This is a genomic window from Streptomyces lincolnensis (assembly GCF_001685355.1).
In the GTDB taxonomy this organism is placed as follows: domain Bacteria; phylum Actinomycetota; class Actinomycetes; order Streptomycetales; family Streptomycetaceae; genus Streptomyces; species Streptomyces lincolnensis.
This window is the reverse complement of the sequence record NZ_CP016438.1, coordinates 5,199,681-5,215,557: the sequence shown is the minus strand read 5'-3', so window position 1 is coordinate 5,215,557 and position 15,877 is coordinate 5,199,681. Positions and strand designations below refer to the sequence as shown.

Genomic DNA, 15,877 nt, shown 5'->3' with positions numbered 1-15,877 from the left:
AGGCCCTTGCCTTGAGGGGTGCCCCCGTCGCCCCCACCGCCCCCGTCGCCCTCGCCCTCGCCCTCGCGTCCGCGGAACGCCCTGTCGGCCGTCCTGATCGCCCTCGCCTGCGCCCTCGTGCCGTTCGGCGCGCTGGCGGCCTGGGTGTCGTACGGGCTCGCCGACACGGGCCGGTACGTCCGGACGATGGCCCCGCTGGCCGGTGATCCCGCGGTGCGGGAGGCGATCGCGGACACGGTCGGGGCCGGGATCGCGGACGAGGCGGACCTGCGGCGGTCGATGCGGCCCTTCGTGCACGACGCCGTGCGCTCGTTCACCCGCACCGACGCCTTCCGCACGGTCTGGGACACGGGCAACCGGGCCGTCCACGACGCGGTGCTGCGGGCGGTACGGGACGGCCGGGAGCGCGCGGTGACCGTGGACCTCGCGCCGGTCGCCGCCCAGGTGAGGGACGAACTCGCCCAGGACAACGGGCCGTTGGCGCGGCGCATCCCCGTCCGGCACACCGAGGTCGCGGTGCTCCCGGCCGAGGACCTGGCCCGGCTCCGGAAGGGGTACGACGTGCTCGACGTCGCCGGTCTCTGGCTGCCCGTCACGGCCGCGGCCCTCGCGGTCGCCGGGATCTCGGTCGCCGCCTGCCGCCGCCGCGCGGTCACCGCGACCGCCCTCGGCACGGCGCTGGGCGGCGCGCTCCTCGGGGTCGCGGTCGCCGTCGGCCGGTATCTGACGCTGGCCGATCTGCGGGACCCGTCCCACCAGCCGGCCGCCGGCGCGATCTACGACGCCCTCACGGCCACCCTGCGCACGGTCTCCTGGCTGCTCGTCGCCCTCGGTCTGGCGGTGGCGCTGACCTGCTGGCTCACCGGCCGCTACGGCCGGCTGCTCCCCGGGCCGCGACGTCGGCGAGCGTCCGCAGCGCCCGCCGCAGATCCGGCACCGGAGCCGACGCGAGCCCGAGCCTGACCGCGTCCGGGGTGCGGTGCGGGTCCACCACGAAAGCGGGTCCCGGCGTGAGGGCGATCCCGTGCGCCGCCGCGGCGGCCGTGAAGGTGTCCGCGCGCCAGGGCGCGGGCAGCTCCCACCAGGCGTAGTAGGCGCGCGGGTCGGACCGTACGCGGAACCCGCGCAGTTCCTCGGCGACGATCCGCTGCCTGCCCTCGGCGTCCGCCCGTTTCGCGGCGACCAGCCGGTCCACCGTCCCGTCCGCCAGCCACCGCACGGCCGCCTCCACCGCGAACCGCCCCGCGCTCCACCCGCCCGAGCGGACGGCGGCGGCCACCTCGTCGGTCCGGTGCGGCGGTACGACGAGGAGGCCGACGGTGAGGCCGGGCGCGACCCGCTTGGAGAGGCCGTCGACGACATGGGTGAGGCCGGGCGCGAGGGCGGCGAGCGGCTCGGCGTCGGGCGGGTCGGCGAGGAAGGACCAGATGCGGTCCTCCACGACGGGGAGGTTCAACTCCTCGACGGTGCGGGCGAGTCGGTGCCGTCGGTCGCCGCTCATGGTCAGGGAGGTCGGGTTGTGCAGCGTCGGCTGGACGTAGAGCGCGGACAGGGGCGCCGCGCGGTGGGCGGCGGCCACCGCGCCGGGGCACATCCCGCCCTCGTCGGTGGCCAGCGGCACGAGGGTGATGCCGAGCCGGGCCGCGATCTCCTTGACCACGGGATACGTCAGCGCCTCGACGCCGACCCGGCCGCCCGGCCGGACCAGCGAGGCGAGGGCGGCGGCGATCGCCTGCCGGGCGTTGCCCGTGAACAGGAACCGCTCGGGCGCCGGACGCCACCCGGGGGTGGCCAGCAGTCCGGCGGCCGCCTCCCGGGCGGCGGGGGTACCGGCGACGGCGGCCGGGCGCAGCGCCTCGGTGAGCACGTCGGGGCGCAGCAGCGGCGCGAGGCCCGGGGCGAGCAGCTCCGACTGGCCGGGCGCGGAAGGGTAGTTGAGCTCCAGGTTCACGGGCGCAGAGGTCGCCGACTCCACGATTCCCCGCTCGCCACCCGGCCCCGCCGGGCTCGCCCGTACGAAGGTTCCCCGGCCGACCTCCCCGACGACCAGTCCCCGCCGCACGAGTTCGGCGTAGACCCGGCCCGCCGTGGACCCGGCGATCCCGTGCCGTCGCGCGAACGCCCTTTGCGGCGGCAGTCGTTCGCCCGGTCTGAGCCGGCCCTCGGCGATGTCGTCGGCGAGGCGGTCGGCGATCCGCCGGTAGTCGTTCACGAGCTCCCCCATCACATTGCACCGAGCGCAAAGATTTTATTGCACCGACCGGTTGGGCCGATCTAGGGTCACTCACATGACCCGTTCCGAGATATTCCTCGCGTACGAGGACAAAGGCGCCGATACGTCCCGAGTGCCGCTGGTCCTGGTCCACGGCCACCCCTTCGACCGCACGATGTGGGCCCCGCAGCTCGCGGAGTTCTCCGCCGGCCGCCGGGTCATCGCCCCCGACCTGCGCGGATACGGTGCCTCTCCGGTCGTCCCGGGCATCACCCACCTCTCCGACTTCGCCCGGGACCTCGCGACACTGCTGGACGACCTGGCGGTGGACGCCTTCGTCCTCGCCGGGCTCTCCATGGGCGGCCAGATCGCCATGGACTGCTACGGACGGTTCGGCGACCGCGTTCACGGACTCGTCCTGGCCGACACCTTCCCCGCCGCCGAGACCCCCGAGGGCAGGAAGGCCCGCAACGACATGGCCGACCGGCTGCTGCGCGAGGGCATGCGCGGATACGCCGACGAGGTCCTGGACAAGATGGTCGCCCCCTACGCCTCCCCGGAGGTCAGGGCCCACGTCCACCGCATGATGACGGCCACCCCCGCCGAGGGCGCCGCGGCGGCCCTGCGCGGCCGTGCCGAACGCCCCGACTACCGCGGCCTGCTGACCCGGGTCACGGTCCCCGCCCTGGTGGTCGTCGGCGCCGACGACGCCTACACCCCGGTCTCCGACGCCGAGGACATGCACGCCCTGATCCCCGACTCGACCCTGCGGGTGATCGAGGGGGCGGCCCATATGCCGAACCTGGAACGGCCCGAGGAGTTCAACGCGGCACTGGGGGAGTTCCTGGCGCGCGTGGACGGCGCCTCGTAGCCTCGGGACGATGACCGACCAGCGGGGGCGCCGACTCGGGATGTGGACCTCCGCCGTGCTGTTCACCGGCGTCAGCGTCGTCGTGGGCTGCCGGGCAGCCGACACCGACGCCGTCACCCCCGTACCGCAGCTCCTCGCCTTCCTCCCCTGGCTCCTCGCCCCCACCGGGCTCGCCCTGGCGATCGCGCTGCTGACGCGGTGGTGGGCCGGGGTGGTGTGGGCCGTGGCCGTGCTCGGCCTGCTGGCCTGGTACATCGAGCCGTACGGTCACAGCGGCGAACCCGGCGGGCGGCCGCTCGCCACCCTGCGCGTACTGACCTCGAACGTCGAGTTCGGGCAGGCCACCCCCGCCCTCGTCGACACGGTCCGCCGGCACCGCCCGGACGTGGTGTTCGTGGAGGAGTGCGACCCCGCGTGCGACGCGAGACTGAAGGAGTCCCTCGCCACCGGCCACCCGTACCGGCAGGCCGTAGAGGGAGACGGCTCGGCGGGCTCGGTCATCCTCAGCCGCTTCCCGCTGAAGGGCACGGCGGCCGTCCTCGGCACGATGGGCATGCCCGGCGCGATCGCCGACGTGCGCGGGAGGGCCGTACGGCTCCAGCTGGCGCACCCCATGCCCCCGCTGCCCGGCCAGGTCGACGTGTGGCGGCGGGAGCTCGGCGCGCTGCGGGAAGTCGCGGCCTCGGCGCAAGGAACCCCCACCGTCCTGGCCGGTGACTTCAACGCCTCCCAGGACCACGCCGCCTTCCGCGCCCTCCTCGACACCGGACTGCGGGACGCGGCCCGCCTCACCGGATCCGGCCGCACACCCACCTGGCCGGCCCGCACCGCCCCGACGCTCGGCGCGCAGATCGACCACGTCCTGGTCTCCCCGGACTTCTCCGCGCGGGACGCCCGCTTCCTCGACCTGGACGACACCGATCACCGCGCCCTGCTCGTCGACCTCACACTCCACCAGCGGGAACCGCGCGGGGATGACGTGTAATAGGCGCATGTCACGAGAGTTCCCCATCGGCCTCACGCCCCCCGACTGGCTGGTCCGGAACCTCCGACCCCAGCAGACCCCCGTCAACCGGCCGGCCGTCGCCCGGGCCGCCCTCGCGATGGCCCTCCCGCTCGCGATCGGCCTCGCCACCGGCCACACCGCCTACGGCGCCCTCGCCTCCATGGGCGCCCTGTCCGGCGTCATCGGCGACACCGCCGACGCCTACCGCATGCGGATCCTCAACATCGCGATCCCTCAGCTGTTCGGCGCCGTCGGCGTCACCCTCGGCTCCCTGGCCTACGGCCACGGATGGGTCGCCGTCGGAGTGGTGACCGGCATCGCGCTGGTCTCCGGGATGATCTCGACGATCGGCGCGGTGGCCTCCGTGTCCGGTCTGCTGCTCCTGCTGAACTCCGTGGTGGGCGCGGGCCTCGCCATGCCCGGCGACTGGTGGCTGGCCCCACTCCTGATGACCGGCGGCGGGCTCCTCGTCCTGGCCCTCGCCCTCCTGGCCTGGCCGCTCAGGTCGGGGGTGCCGGAGCGGACGGCGGTCGCGGACACCTACCGCGCGGTGGCCACCCTGATGGCGGCGTGCGGCCGCGAGGACTACGACGCCGCCCGGCACGCCGTCACCCAGTCCCTGAACCAGTCGTACGACCTGGTCCTCGCCCGGCGTGCGCGCCACCACGGCCGCAGCCCCGAACTGACCCGGCTGCTCGCCCAGTTGAACGCGATCACCCCGGTCGTGGAGGCCGCCCCCGCCGCCCACCTCTCCGGCCGGCCGCTGCCCGACGAGCTCCCGGCGGCCGTACGCCATCTCGCCGAGGCCATCGAGACGGGCTACACCGGACCCATAGGGCTCTCCGTCCCCGTCCCGGTGACGGAGACCGCCCGCGCCGTCGACCACGCCCTGCGGCACGCGGCCGAGGTGGTCGCCTCCCCGGACGTCGACCCCCGCGGCATCGACGACCGGCTCGGACGCCCGGCCGCGCTCGGCATCCGCGCGGCCCGCGCCGCCCGCACCGTCGCCCTGTCCGCCGCCTCCTGGCGCTACGGCCTGCGCCTCGCCCTGTGCATCGGCCTCGCCCAGGCCCTGGTGTCGATCGTCTCCGTCCCCCGCTCCTACTGGGTCGCCCTGACCATCACCTTCGTCCTCAAGCCCGACTTCGGCTCGGTCTTCTCCCGCGCCCTGCTGCGCGCCCTCGGCACGGTCGCCGGCCTGGTGATCGCGGCCGCGGTCCTGTCCCAGGTCCCCCGCGGCTGGTGGGACGTCCCGGTGATGCTGCTCCTCGCCCCGCTGATCCCGGCCCTGACCCCGCGCGGCTACGGCTACCAGACGGCCGCGATCACCCCCGTGATCCTGCTGCTGTCGGACGTCCTGAACCACCAGGGCACCGCCCTGCTGCTGCCCCGCCTGGTGGACTCCCTCATCGGCTGCGCCATCGCCCTCGTCGCGGGCTATCTCCTGTGGCCCGAGAGCTGGCACACCCGCGTCGGCGACCGCCTCGCGGACGCGGTCGCCGACACCGCCCGCTATGTGGACCAAGCCTTCGGCACGGACACGGAACCGGCCGCGCGGGCGCGGATGCGCCGCCTCCTCTACCGGGACCTCTCCGTCATCCGCACCGAGTTCCAGCGCGCCCTGACCGAGCCCCCGCCCACCGGCCGCCGCGCCGCCGCCTGGTGGCCTCTGGTCGTCGCCGTGGAACGCATCGTCGACGCCACGACGGCGGCACGGGTACGGGTGAAACACGGGGCGGCCCCGCCGTCCGCCGCCGAGGTGTCCCAAGTGGCCCTACAGCTGCGCGAGTTGGCCGACGGACTACGGGAGGTGGAGAACCTGTACGAGGTCCGCACCGATCTCACCGGCCCGGCGGGCAGCGTCCTGGAGCCCCTGCGCCAGGAGGTGGCGGCGGCCCGGGCGATCACTTCCCCCACCCCTTAGGGGCGCGGTGAAGCGACCGCCCGTCCCAGCACTCCTTGACACCTGCCGGGCGTCAGACGCCGATGTCGCCGCCGTCCGCGCGCCACACGGCCACGACCGAGGGACGGACGTACTTCCCCGGCCCGTCGGGCCAGGCACTGGCCGGCTTGTCCACGGTGGCGCCGTCGACCTCGCCCGGGTGCTGCACGGCGACGAGCACGCGCCGGTCCTGGACGACCGGACCGCAGGTCTCCGCGCCGTTCGGCATGGTCAGGAACTGCTTGAGCTCACCGCGCCGCTCACCCCGGGTGGCCACGCCGAACAGGCCGTCGTGGTAGCCGAGCTGGGCGCCGTCGGTGGAGATCCACAGGTTGCCGTACGGGTCGAAGGCCACGTTGTCCGGGCAGGAGATCGGGCTGACCTTGTCCTTGGGGAACCCGGCGAAGTAGGTCGCCGGGTCGTTGGGGTCGCCCGCCACCAGGAACAGCGACCAGGCGAACCTCGTGCTGTCGGCCCGGTTCCAGCGCTCGGTCAGCTCCAGGACGTGCCCGTGCTTGTTGGCGTTGCGCGGGTTGGCCTCGTCGGCCTTGGCGTTCGTGCCGACACCGCGGTTGGAGTTGTTGGTGAGGGCGACGTACACCTTGCCGGTGTGCGGGTTCGGCTCGATGTCCTCGGGCCGGTCCATCTTGGTCGCGCCGACCTTGTCACCGGCCAGGCGCGTGAAGACGCAGACCTCCTCGGCGGTCATGCCCTCGACGTGCGAGACGGCACCCTTGGCGGTCGCGGTGACCAGCGGAATCCACTCGCCGCTGCCGTCGAACTCGCCGTCGCCGGGGAGCTTGCCGGTGCCGTCGATCTCGATGGCGGGGGAGTCGCCGGTGAGCTTGGCGACGTAGAGCGTGCCCTCGTCGAGCAGCGACAGGTTGTGCTCGCGCACGGCCCGGCTGCTGCCGTGCTTCATCCGCTTGGTGCCGACGAACTTGTAGAAGTAGTCGAAGCGCTCGTCGTCGCCGGTGTACACGACCGGCCGCCCGTCACGCGTGAGCCGCACCGTCGCACCCTCGTGCTTGAACCGGCCGAGCGCGGTGTGCTTGCGGGGCGTGGAGTCGGGGTCGTACGGGTCGAGCTCGACGACGTACCCGAAGCGGTGCGCCTCGTTGGGCTCCTGGGCGAGGTCGAACCGCTTGTCGAACCGCTCCCACTTGCGCTCGCTGGCGCCGGTGCCGATGCCGTACCGCTTGTCGGTGGTCCGGCTCGCGTTGGCGAAGTACTGGTTGAAGTTCTCCTCGCCGTGCAGGGTGGTGCCCCACGGGGTGGTGCCGCCGGAGCAGTTGTTGAGCGTGCCCAGCACCTTCCGTCCGGTCGGGTCGGCGGAGGTCCTCACCAGGTCCGACCCGGCGGCGGGCCCGGTCAGCCGGAACGCGGTGGTGGCGGTGACGCGCCGGTTCAGCCGGTGCCGGGGCACGGCGGTGAGCTTCCCGCTCCTGCGGTCCCCCTCCACGACCACGGCGGACAGGCCGTGGGCGGCCCAGGCGATCTCGACCTGCTCGCGCGTCGGGTTGGCGGCGTCGTACCCCCGGAACATCAGCACTTCGTCGGTGTACTCGTGGTTGGCGACGAGGATCTGCCGGTTGTGCTCGCCGGGCAGCGGCAGCAGGGACAGGAAGTCGTTGTTGTACCCGAACTGACCGGCCTGGGCGGCGGCGGTCTGCTTCTCCGGGTCGAAGGCGGGCGCACCGCGCAGGATGGGCTCGCCCCAGCGGATGACGATGTTCTGTTTGTACCCGTCCGGGATGGTCACGGTGTCGGCGGTGTTCGGCGCGACGGCGGTGAACCGCAGCCCACGCGCCCCCTTGCCGGTCCCGTACCCGGACTTTCCTACGGCCTGCCCGGCGGCCTCGGCGGCCTCGGCACGCGGCGCGGCGACCGCACCGCCCGCCGCGGCGGCCACGGTGACGACGGCCGCGGCCCGCATCATCGAACGGCGGCTGAGCGCGCCGGCGATGACATCACCGACGTACTCGTTCGCCGACGTGTTGGGCGCCGGGTGGAAACATGCGTCCCCACACCGGAAACGGCAGGTCAGGGCGGACCGGCCGCCGGAATGGGTTTCGGACGACGGCGTCATGATCAACGGCAACTGCTTGCGCACTTTTACGCTCCCCTTGCTTCCCCTTGAGTCCAGCGTGACGGACGGTAGGTGCACGTTTGTGCGGTAGCGAAGCGCGCCGATGAACGGAGGGTGAACCCGGGGTGGATGTAGGCCGATGACGGTCCGGCCGCCTTGATCACCGACCGCTCCCGACGAAGTCCTGATGTGCCCCTTGACTCCGGGAAGCCCCTAGGTTCCTGCCCCTGCCGAAGATCACCACCAGGGGCCGCTAACCTTACGTGTCCGTCCTGGCCAGGGATTGACGGGCTTCAACTCACGCGAAGGGTTGCGCACATGGGCATTCTCACTCTCCTGCGGAACACGTTCGGACGGTCACGCAAGGCACGTGCCGCCGAGGCAGAGGGTGCGGAACGAACTCCTTCGCAGGAGATCTCCTCCCAGGAGACCACCCCCAAGGTCCCCTCCCCCTCCCCCGAACCCACCCCCACCCCGGCTCCGGCGGCCCAGTCCCCCGAGCCCCGCACCACCCCCCTCACCCCCCAGGAGGAGCACGACCTCGTCGCCGCCGCCTTCGACAACATCACCGTCCCCAAGCAGTCGCCTCCGGCGGAAGCGGCAGCGGACGACCCGACGCCACCGGGCAGTACGGCCACCGGGGCACCGGCGACCGAGGCCCCCGTCACCGAGGTGACACCTGCGGCGGAGCCGGCGACCTCCGAGGAGCAGACCTCGGAGGCGACGGCCGAAGAGCCGATCTCGGAGCCACCGACCGAGCCGGTCACCGAGGAGCCGGTGGCCGAGTCCACGGCGGCCGAGGAGCCGGTGGTCGACGAGCTGGTGGCGGAGGAACCGGTGATCGACGAGCCGGTGGCCGAGAAGCCAGTGGCCGACGAGCCGGTGGCCGAGAAGCCGGTGATCGAGGAGTCCGCCGTCGAGGACGCCGTGGCGGAAACGCCGGAGGCACCGGCGGAGGCCACCCCCGAACCGGAGACCACCCCGGAACCGGAGCCCGCGGCTGAGGCGCCCGCAGAGGAGCCCACCACCGAGCCCCCGGCGGCCGAGGACGCCACGACCGACCCGACGCCGGAGCCTGCCACGGAGCAGGAGCCGGAGGCGACGGTGACGGAGGCCACCCCCGAGCCGCAGACGGCCGAGGCGCCCGAGACGACCGACTCTCCGGCAGCCGCCGACGGCGAGGACACCCCACAGGGGCCACCCGCAGCCGACGACGAAGCCAGCACGGGTGGTGCGGGTGGGAACAACCCGTCCGAAGGCGAAGCCGAGGACGCAGAGACGGCACCGCAGCCGCAGGCACCCGCCGAGGACGCAGAGACGGCCCCCCAGCCCCACGCACCCACCGAGGACACCGTCCCCGCAACCCTCCGCACCGCCTACCAGGCAGCGGCCACCACCCTCACCACCAAGAACCTCACCGGCGCCAACGCCAAGGTCTACCTCGTCCTCGACCGCTCCGCGAGCATGCGCCCGTACTACAAGGACGGCTCGGCCCAGGCCCTCGGCGAACAAACCCTCGCCCTCGCCGCCCACCTGGACCCCGCGGGCACCGAGAACGCCAAGGTCCACGTCGTCTTCTTCTCCACGGAAGTGGACGGCACCGGCGAACTCACCCTCACCGACCACGACACCAAGATCGACGACCTGCACGCCGGCCTCGGCCGCATGGGCCGCACCAGCTACCACGTAGCCGTGGAAGAAGTGATCGCCCAGCACACGAAGGCGGCCCCCGACACCCCCGCGCTGGTCGTCTTCCAGACGGACGGCGCCCCCGACGCCAAGACCCCCGCCACCCAGGCCCTCACGGACGCGGCGAAGAACCACCCCCACGTCTTCTTCTCGTTCATCGCCTTCGGCGACCCGGAGAACAAGGCCTTCGACTACCTCCGCAAGCTGAAGACCCCGAACACGTCCCACTTCCTCGCCGGCGAGACCCCCCGCGAGCTCACGGACGCGGAGGTCTACGAGGGCATCCTGGCCACCTGGCGCCCGTAACCCCCCGCAATCCCCCGTAACCCCCCGTAATCCGTCAGGTACGCCGCCCGCTTCCCACCCCGTAAAACGGGAGGCGGGCGGCGTACCCATGTCGGCTACGATTTCAAGGTTCCGTACATAGCAACCTGGGAGCAGCCCCCGATGGCTCGACACCTCATCACCAGCGCCCTTCCGTACATCAACGGGATCAAGCACCTGGGCAACATGGTGGGGTCCATGCTCCCGGCGGACGTGTACTCCCGGTACCTCCGCCAGCGCGGCCACGACGTCCTCTACATCTGCGCGACGGACGAACACGGCACCCCGGCCGAACTGGCGGCGAAGGAGCAGGGCCTCCCGGTCGACGAGTTCTGCGCGCAGTCGCACGACGCGCAGAAGGCGGTCTACGACGGCTTCGAGCTGGCCTTCGACTACTTCGGCCGCAGTTCCAGCCCGCAGAACGCCGAACTGACGCAGCACTTCGCCCGCAAGCTGAACGAGAACGGGTTCATCGAGGAGCGCGCGATCCGCCAGGTGTACAGCCCGGCGGACGGCCGCTTCCTCCCGGACCGCTATGTCGAGGGCACCTGCCCCCACTGCGGCTACGACAAGGCCCGCGGCGACCAGTGCGAGAACTGCACGCGCGTCCTGGACCCCACGGATCTGATCGACCCGCGCTCGGCGATCTCGGGCAGCACGGACCTCGAAGTGCGGGAGACCAAGCACCTCTTCCTCCTCCAGTCCAAGCTCCAGCACGAGGTCGAGGCGTGGGTGGCGGCCCACGAGGAGGAGTGGCCGCAGCTGGCGTCCTCGATCGCCCGCAAGTGGCTGAACGAGGGCCTGCACGACCGCGCGATCACCCGCGACCTGGACTGGGGCGTCCCGGTCCCGGCCGACACCTGGCCGGAGCTCGCGGCCGAGGGCAAGGTGTTCTACGTCTGGTTCGACGCCCCGATCGAGTACATCGGCGCGACGAAGGAGTGGGCGGACCAGGACCCGGAGAACAGGGACTGGAAGTCCTGGTGGTACGAGGCGGACTCGGGCGAGGACCCCGTCCGCTACACCGAGTTCATGGCGAAGGACAACGTCCCGTTCCACACGGTGATGTTCCCGGCCACGGAGATCGGCGTACGCGAGCCGTGGAAGAAGGTCGACTACGTCAAGGCCTTCAACTGGCTGACGTACTACGGCGGAAAGTTCTCGACCTCGCAGAAGCGGGGCGTCTTCACCGACCAGGCCCTCGCCATCCTCCCGGCCGACTACTGGCGCTACTTCCTCATCGCCAACGCCCCGGAGTCGGACGACTCGTCCTTCACCTGGGAGCACTTCACGGCCACGGTGAACAAGGACCTGGCCGACACCCTCGGCAACTTCGTCAACCGCGTGCTGTCCTTCTCCAGGAAGCGCTTCGGCGACGAGGTCCCCGCGGGCGGCGAGCCGGGCGAGGCGGAGACGCGGCTCGGCGAGCAGATCGCCGAGCTCCTCGCCGAGTACGAGTCCCAGATGGAGTCCCTCCAGTTCCGCAAGGCGGCGGCGGCCCTGCGCGCCCTGTGGTCGGCCGGCAACTCCTACCTGGAGGAGAAGGCCCCCTGGCTCCAGATCAAGACCGACCAGGACGGCGCGGCCCTCACCCTGCGCACGGCGATGAACCTGATCCACCTCTACGCGGTGGTCTCGGAACCCTTCATCCCGGCCTCCTCTGCGGCCATGCGCCAGGCCTTCACCCTGAAGGACGACAACGCGACCTGGATCTCCCCGACCGAGGCCAAATCCCTCACCACCGTCGCCCCCGGCACCCCCTTCACCGTCCCCCCGGTCCTCTTCGCCAAGCTGACGGACGAGGACCTGGAGACGTACAAGGAACGCTTCGGCGGCGAACCCGCGTAATGCCTCCCGCGCACCCAGGCTCTGGGGAAGCACTTTCCCGGGGCCTGGGTGCATCGCGCGTTCATCACGGCCTACGCACGTAGAGTCAATCTATGTAGACTGGATCTACATAGATTGAGGAGGCGCCTGGCCATGCCCACTCCCTTCGTAGGCCGTCAGTCCGAACTGGCCCTCCTGCGCAAACGACTGGAGCGGGTGAGCCGACAGGGCGCCGGGGTCGCGGTCGCCATAAGAGGCCGACGCCAGGTCGGGAAGTCACGACTGGTGCAGGAGTTCTGCGACCGCGCCGGGCGGCCGTACGTCTTCTTCACCGCGACCAAGGGCGCGTCGTCCGTCGAAGGCATCGCCGACTTCATGACCGAACTTCGTGAGTCCTCGCTCCCGGCCGACCCGGAGCTCGTCCCCAAGACGGCCCCCACCAACTGGCCGGACGCCTTCCGGTCCCTCGCCGCCGTGCTGCCCACCTCCCCCAGCATCGTCGTGGTGGACGAACTGCCCTGGCTGGCAGAACAGGATTCCGTGTTCGACGGCGCTCTCCAGACCGCCTGGGACCGATTGCTGGCCGACCGTCCCGTACTGCTGCTCCTGCTCGGCAGCGATCTGCACATGATGGAGCGGTTCACGGCATACGACCGCCCGTTCTACGGCCGCGCCGACAGTCTCGTCCTCGGCCCGCTCGACCCCGCGGAGACCGGGAACGCATTGGGTCTGGACGCGGTCGACGCCCTCGACGCGCACCTGGTCTCCGGCGGCCTGCCGGGGATTCTGCGTGCCTGGCCGCACTCCACTCCGGCGCTCGATTTCATCAAGGCCGAGTGCGCCGATCCGGCATCGCCCCTGTTCGGCGTACCCGAGTCCGCCCTGCTGGCCGAGTTCCCGGCACCTGATCAGGCGCGCCGCGTCCTGGAAGCCGTGGGCAGCGGCGACCGTACGCACGCGAACATCGCGGCGACGGCGGGAAGCCAGAGCGGCGCGCTGCCGTCCGGCATACTGTCCCCCCTCCTGCGGCGCCTCACCGACGAGAAGCGGGTCCTCGCCGCGGATGCCCCGCTCTCCACCAGGCCCGGCAGACCCGCCCTCTACCGTGTGGCGGACACCAACCTGCGCCTCTATCTGGCCGCCCTGCGCTCCGCGCAGGAGTTGTCCAGGCGCGGCCGTCCCGAGGCCGCGTACCGGGTGGTGGAGCGGCGGTGGGCGGCCTGGCGGGGCCGGGCCGTGGAACCCCTGATCCGTCAGGCGATGGAACTGGCCGCCGCTTCCGGCGAGTTCCCCTGGCCCGACACAGAGGTCGTCGGCGGCTGGTGGAACCGCCAGTTCTCCCCCGAGATCGATCTGGTCGGCGCCGACCGCTCACCGGTGGCCCAGACGGTCTTCTTCGCAGGCTCGGTGAAATGGCTCTCCTCTCCCTTCGACCGACATGACCTGACCGCCCTCTCACAAAGCGCCGCCGCCGTCTCCGGTTTCACAGGGGACGCGGCCGGCCTGGCCGTCGTTTCCCTCTCCGGTACGACGGATCAGGTAGCCCAGAGCGGAGTCGGACTGGTGTGGGACGCACATGACGTGCTCTCCGCCTGGCGTTCCTAGCGCAGCCGGACTCGAGGGGCTCTTCCTGCGCGCCTTGTGCAAGGTGTGGCTCGCCCGAGTCCGGCCCTGGGCCACCCCGGCGCTGCCGTGTCCGCGCCAAGCCGTAAGGTTTGCGCCATGGCAGTGCCCGGGGTCATTCCGATCGCGTACGAGCCGAAGCACCGCACCGAGACGATCGGGCGGTATGCGGACGGTCAGTTCCTGGCGTCGATCACGTATGCCTTCCCTGAGGGATTCCGGCTGGAAGAGGGCTGGGAAGAGCAGAAACGTCTGTATGCGGTGCTGCACACCTTCGACACCGAGGGCAATTACCGTGACTCGGACATCTGGTGCGCCGGCACCTGGGCGGAGCAGCGGCGCATCCCAGAAGGCGTCGCCTCACCCCTCACCCGCGCCCAGGTCCACCGCGGGACCCTGCTGCGCAGCCTCCCCCGCCGCTCCTACACGGACATCGCGATCCGCCCGTTCCGCGTCACCCACGACGGCGTCCTCTTCGGCCTGGTGATGCGCGAGGACGACGGCGAGGAGTGGGCCGAGCTCTACCCGGACCGTCTGGCCTTCGGCGAACCGTGGGACGGCACGTACGACACGTGAGCGGACGGCCGAAATCCTGCCCTACGCCTCCCTGACCGCCCTCAACAAGGCGGACAGACCCTCACGAGTGACGGGCAGTATTCGGTCGGGGTCATCGCTCTCACGGAGGAGCAACGAGTCTTCGGCGTGGGCGATTTCAACGCAGGAGGACCCGTCCGAGCCGCTGGAGAAGGACGACTTCTGCCACTGGATCACGTCTACAGCTCCTTCGCGAGGCGGTGGATGAAGTCCCGCGACGGTGCGGGCTCAAGCGATGCCGACTCCACTTTACGGAAGAGTGTTCGCATCGACTGGAGCTGTGCGGCCGCATCCACGAAGCCAGAGCCGGACGGGGTGTCCTTCTGCACGGTGTCCAGTGCCGGCACGCGTCCACCCGCGTACAACAGGGCCGCACTCGCCCCGGCGAATCCGTCGACCCTGAACGGAATCACCCGCACGGTGATGCCAGGACGCTCGGACTGCCCGAGAATCTCGTCCAGCTGGGCACATGCCACTCTTCGGTCGGCGACGCGAGTCCGCAGCACCGACTCGTGCAGCACCGCCGTGTAGGGACACTCGCCGTTCCGGCCGAGAACCGCCTTGCGCTTCATACGGTGGGCGACCCGCGCCTCCAGCTCGTCGGCCGGGAGCTCCGGACGCCAGTAGGCGAAGACGGCACGGGCGTAGTCCTCGGTCTGCAAGGGCCCTGTGACGTGGGTGGTGCCGGCCTCCTGGACGAAGCTCGCGTGATGCTCCAGCTCCGCCAGGTCGAGGAACGACGGCGGAAGCAGCTCCCGGTACTCCTCCCACCACCCGTCGACACGGATCGTCGCCATCTCCACGAGCGCGTCGATCAACTCGGCGTCCTCACAGGCGTACTGAGCGGCCATTCTGCGGATCCGAGCCTCGCTGACTCCCGCGACACCCGACTCGATCTGGCTCATCGTCACGGAGATCACGCCCAACTGCCCTGCCGCCTGCCGCGCCGTGAGCCCTGCCGCTTCCCGCAGTCTGCGCAACTCCCGTCCCAGCCGCTGTTGTCGGGCCGTCGGCTGCTTCCGTGGCACCTACGCCTCCCCGTTCCACCACATCGAGTGACCAGACTACGACAACGGGTTGCGGCGTACTAACTTTATTCTCTACCGTCAGTGACGCGACGCACACTCTGCGGAACACCGGGAGCCCCGGAAGCGCACCGCCCCGCCCTGCCATGACGGCGCGACACTGCCACCGCCCGCGAGCCGCTTCACCCCACCTCACCTACCTGGAGCTGCCCCATGCCCGAAACCGAATCCGGACCCGAACCGTGGGAGTACGTCCTCTACATCCCCAACGACCCCCGAGCCGTGCCCATCTGCCGCCGCACCCTCCGCCAGATCCTCACCGCGCACGGCCTCCCCCACCTCGCGGAAGCCGCCGAACTCCTCGTGACCGAGCTGGTCACCAACGCCGTACAGCACACGAAGGGCCCCGCCGCCATAAGGCTCCGCGCGGAAGGCACCACCCTCCGCATCGGCGTCTGGGACGCCGACCCCACACCACCGCGCCCGAGCCGTCACACCACCCCGGAGGCCGAGACGGGCCGCGGCCTCACGCTCGTCCGGGAGTGCGCCGACACCTGGGGCTGGGTGCAGCAACGGGACACCCGGAACATCGTCGGCACCGGAAAGTACATCTGGTGCGAACTGACCTCCGCGGCCTGAACGTTCCTCCGTTCCCCGTACGTTCGAACCGGAGAT

The 15,877-nt window shown here is 71.6% G+C and carries 13 protein-coding genes; 9 read left to right on the top strand and 4 right to left on the bottom strand.

Going from position 1 to position 15,877, the window contains the following annotated elements:
• Positions 1-18: 18 nt before the first annotated feature.
• On the top strand, positions 19-963 hold the full coding sequence (locus SLINC_RS23215) for a hypothetical protein (RefSeq protein ID WP_225988363.1): 945 nt from the start codon (positions 19-21) through the stop codon (positions 961-963).
• On the opposite strand, the gene SLINC_RS23210 is transcribed toward SLINC_RS23215, so the two are convergent.
• Positions 860-2,212 carry an aminotransferase-like domain-containing protein gene (locus tag SLINC_RS23210; RefSeq protein WP_067445622.1) on the bottom strand — a complete coding sequence of 451 codons (1,353 nt, stop codon included), beginning with the start codon at positions 2,210-2,212 and terminating at the stop codon, positions 860-862. The two genes, SLINC_RS23215 and SLINC_RS23210, sit on opposite strands and share 104 nt — an antisense overlap.
• Before the next feature lie 76 nt (positions 2,213-2,288).
• Between SLINC_RS23210 and SLINC_RS23205 the strand changes: the two genes are divergently transcribed.
• From SLINC_RS23205 to SLINC_RS23195, 3 genes are read left to right on the top strand one after another with little or no spacing between them, the layout of a single operon-like run.
• Positions 2,289-3,083, top strand: a complete 795-nt coding sequence (locus SLINC_RS23205) for an alpha/beta fold hydrolase (RefSeq protein WP_067436421.1) — start codon at positions 2,289-2,291, stop codon at positions 3,081-3,083.
• A 10-nt stretch (positions 3,084-3,093) separates the two neighbouring features.
• Entirely contained in the window at positions 3,094-4,068 is a 975-nt protein-coding gene (locus tag SLINC_RS23200; RefSeq protein ID WP_067436418.1) for an endonuclease/exonuclease/phosphatase family protein, read from the top strand.
• A 7-nt stretch (positions 4,069-4,075) separates the two neighbouring features.
• Positions 4,076-6,013 (top strand): FUSC family protein, encoded by a 1,938-nt coding sequence (locus tag SLINC_RS23195; RefSeq protein ID WP_067436415.1) that lies wholly within the window; start codon positions 4,076-4,078, stop codon positions 6,011-6,013.
• A 52-nt stretch (positions 6,014-6,065) separates the two neighbouring features.
• On the opposite strand, the gene SLINC_RS23190 is transcribed toward SLINC_RS23195, so the two are convergent.
• The gene (locus tag SLINC_RS23190; protein WP_067436412.1) at positions 6,066-8,144 is read right to left on the bottom strand and encodes a PhoX family protein; all 2,079 of its coding nucleotides are present in this window, start codon (positions 8,142-8,144) and stop codon (positions 6,066-6,068) included.
• A 294-nt stretch (positions 8,145-8,438) separates the two neighbouring features.
• Between SLINC_RS23190 and SLINC_RS23185 the strand changes: the two genes are divergently transcribed.
• From SLINC_RS23185 to SLINC_RS23170, 4 genes are all read left to right on the top strand, one after another.
• Positions 8,439-10,115, top strand: a complete 1,677-nt coding sequence (locus SLINC_RS23185) for a VWA domain-containing protein (protein ID WP_067436409.1) — start codon at positions 8,439-8,441, stop codon at positions 10,113-10,115.
• 141 nt (positions 10,116-10,256) lie between these two features.
• Positions 10,257-11,981: a methionine--tRNA ligase gene (metG, locus tag SLINC_RS23180; protein WP_067436406.1), complete on the top strand. Its 1,725-nt coding sequence runs from the start codon at positions 10,257-10,259 to the stop codon at positions 11,979-11,981.
• 132 nt (positions 11,982-12,113) lie between these two features.
• Positions 12,114-13,565 carry an ATP-binding protein gene (locus tag SLINC_RS23175; RefSeq protein ID WP_067436403.1) on the top strand — a complete coding sequence of 484 codons (1,452 nt, stop codon included), beginning with the start codon at positions 12,114-12,116 and terminating at the stop codon, positions 13,563-13,565.
• 117 nt (positions 13,566-13,682) lie between these two features.
• Positions 13,683-14,159: a hypothetical protein gene (locus tag SLINC_RS23170; protein ID WP_067436401.1), complete on the top strand. Its 477-nt coding sequence runs from the start codon at positions 13,683-13,685 to the stop codon at positions 14,157-14,159.
• 21 nt (positions 14,160-14,180) lie between these two features.
• On the opposite strand, the gene SLINC_RS23165 is transcribed toward SLINC_RS23170, so the two are convergent.
• Entirely contained in the window at positions 14,181-14,354 is a 174-nt protein-coding gene (locus SLINC_RS23165; RefSeq protein ID WP_067436398.1) for a DUF397 domain-containing protein, read from the bottom strand.
• Positions 14,355-14,356: 2 nt separating this feature from the next.
• Positions 14,357-15,205, bottom strand: coding sequence for a helix-turn-helix domain-containing protein (locus tag SLINC_RS23160; protein WP_067436395.1), 849 nt, complete (start codon positions 15,203-15,205; stop codon positions 14,357-14,359).
• Positions 15,206-15,415: 210 nt separating this feature from the next.
• On the opposite strand from SLINC_RS23160, the gene SLINC_RS23155 reads away from it, so the two are divergent.
• Entirely contained in the window at positions 15,416-15,841 is a 426-nt protein-coding gene (locus tag SLINC_RS23155; RefSeq protein ID WP_067436392.1) for an ATP-binding protein, read from the top strand.
• Positions 15,842-15,877 lie beyond the last annotated feature (36 nt).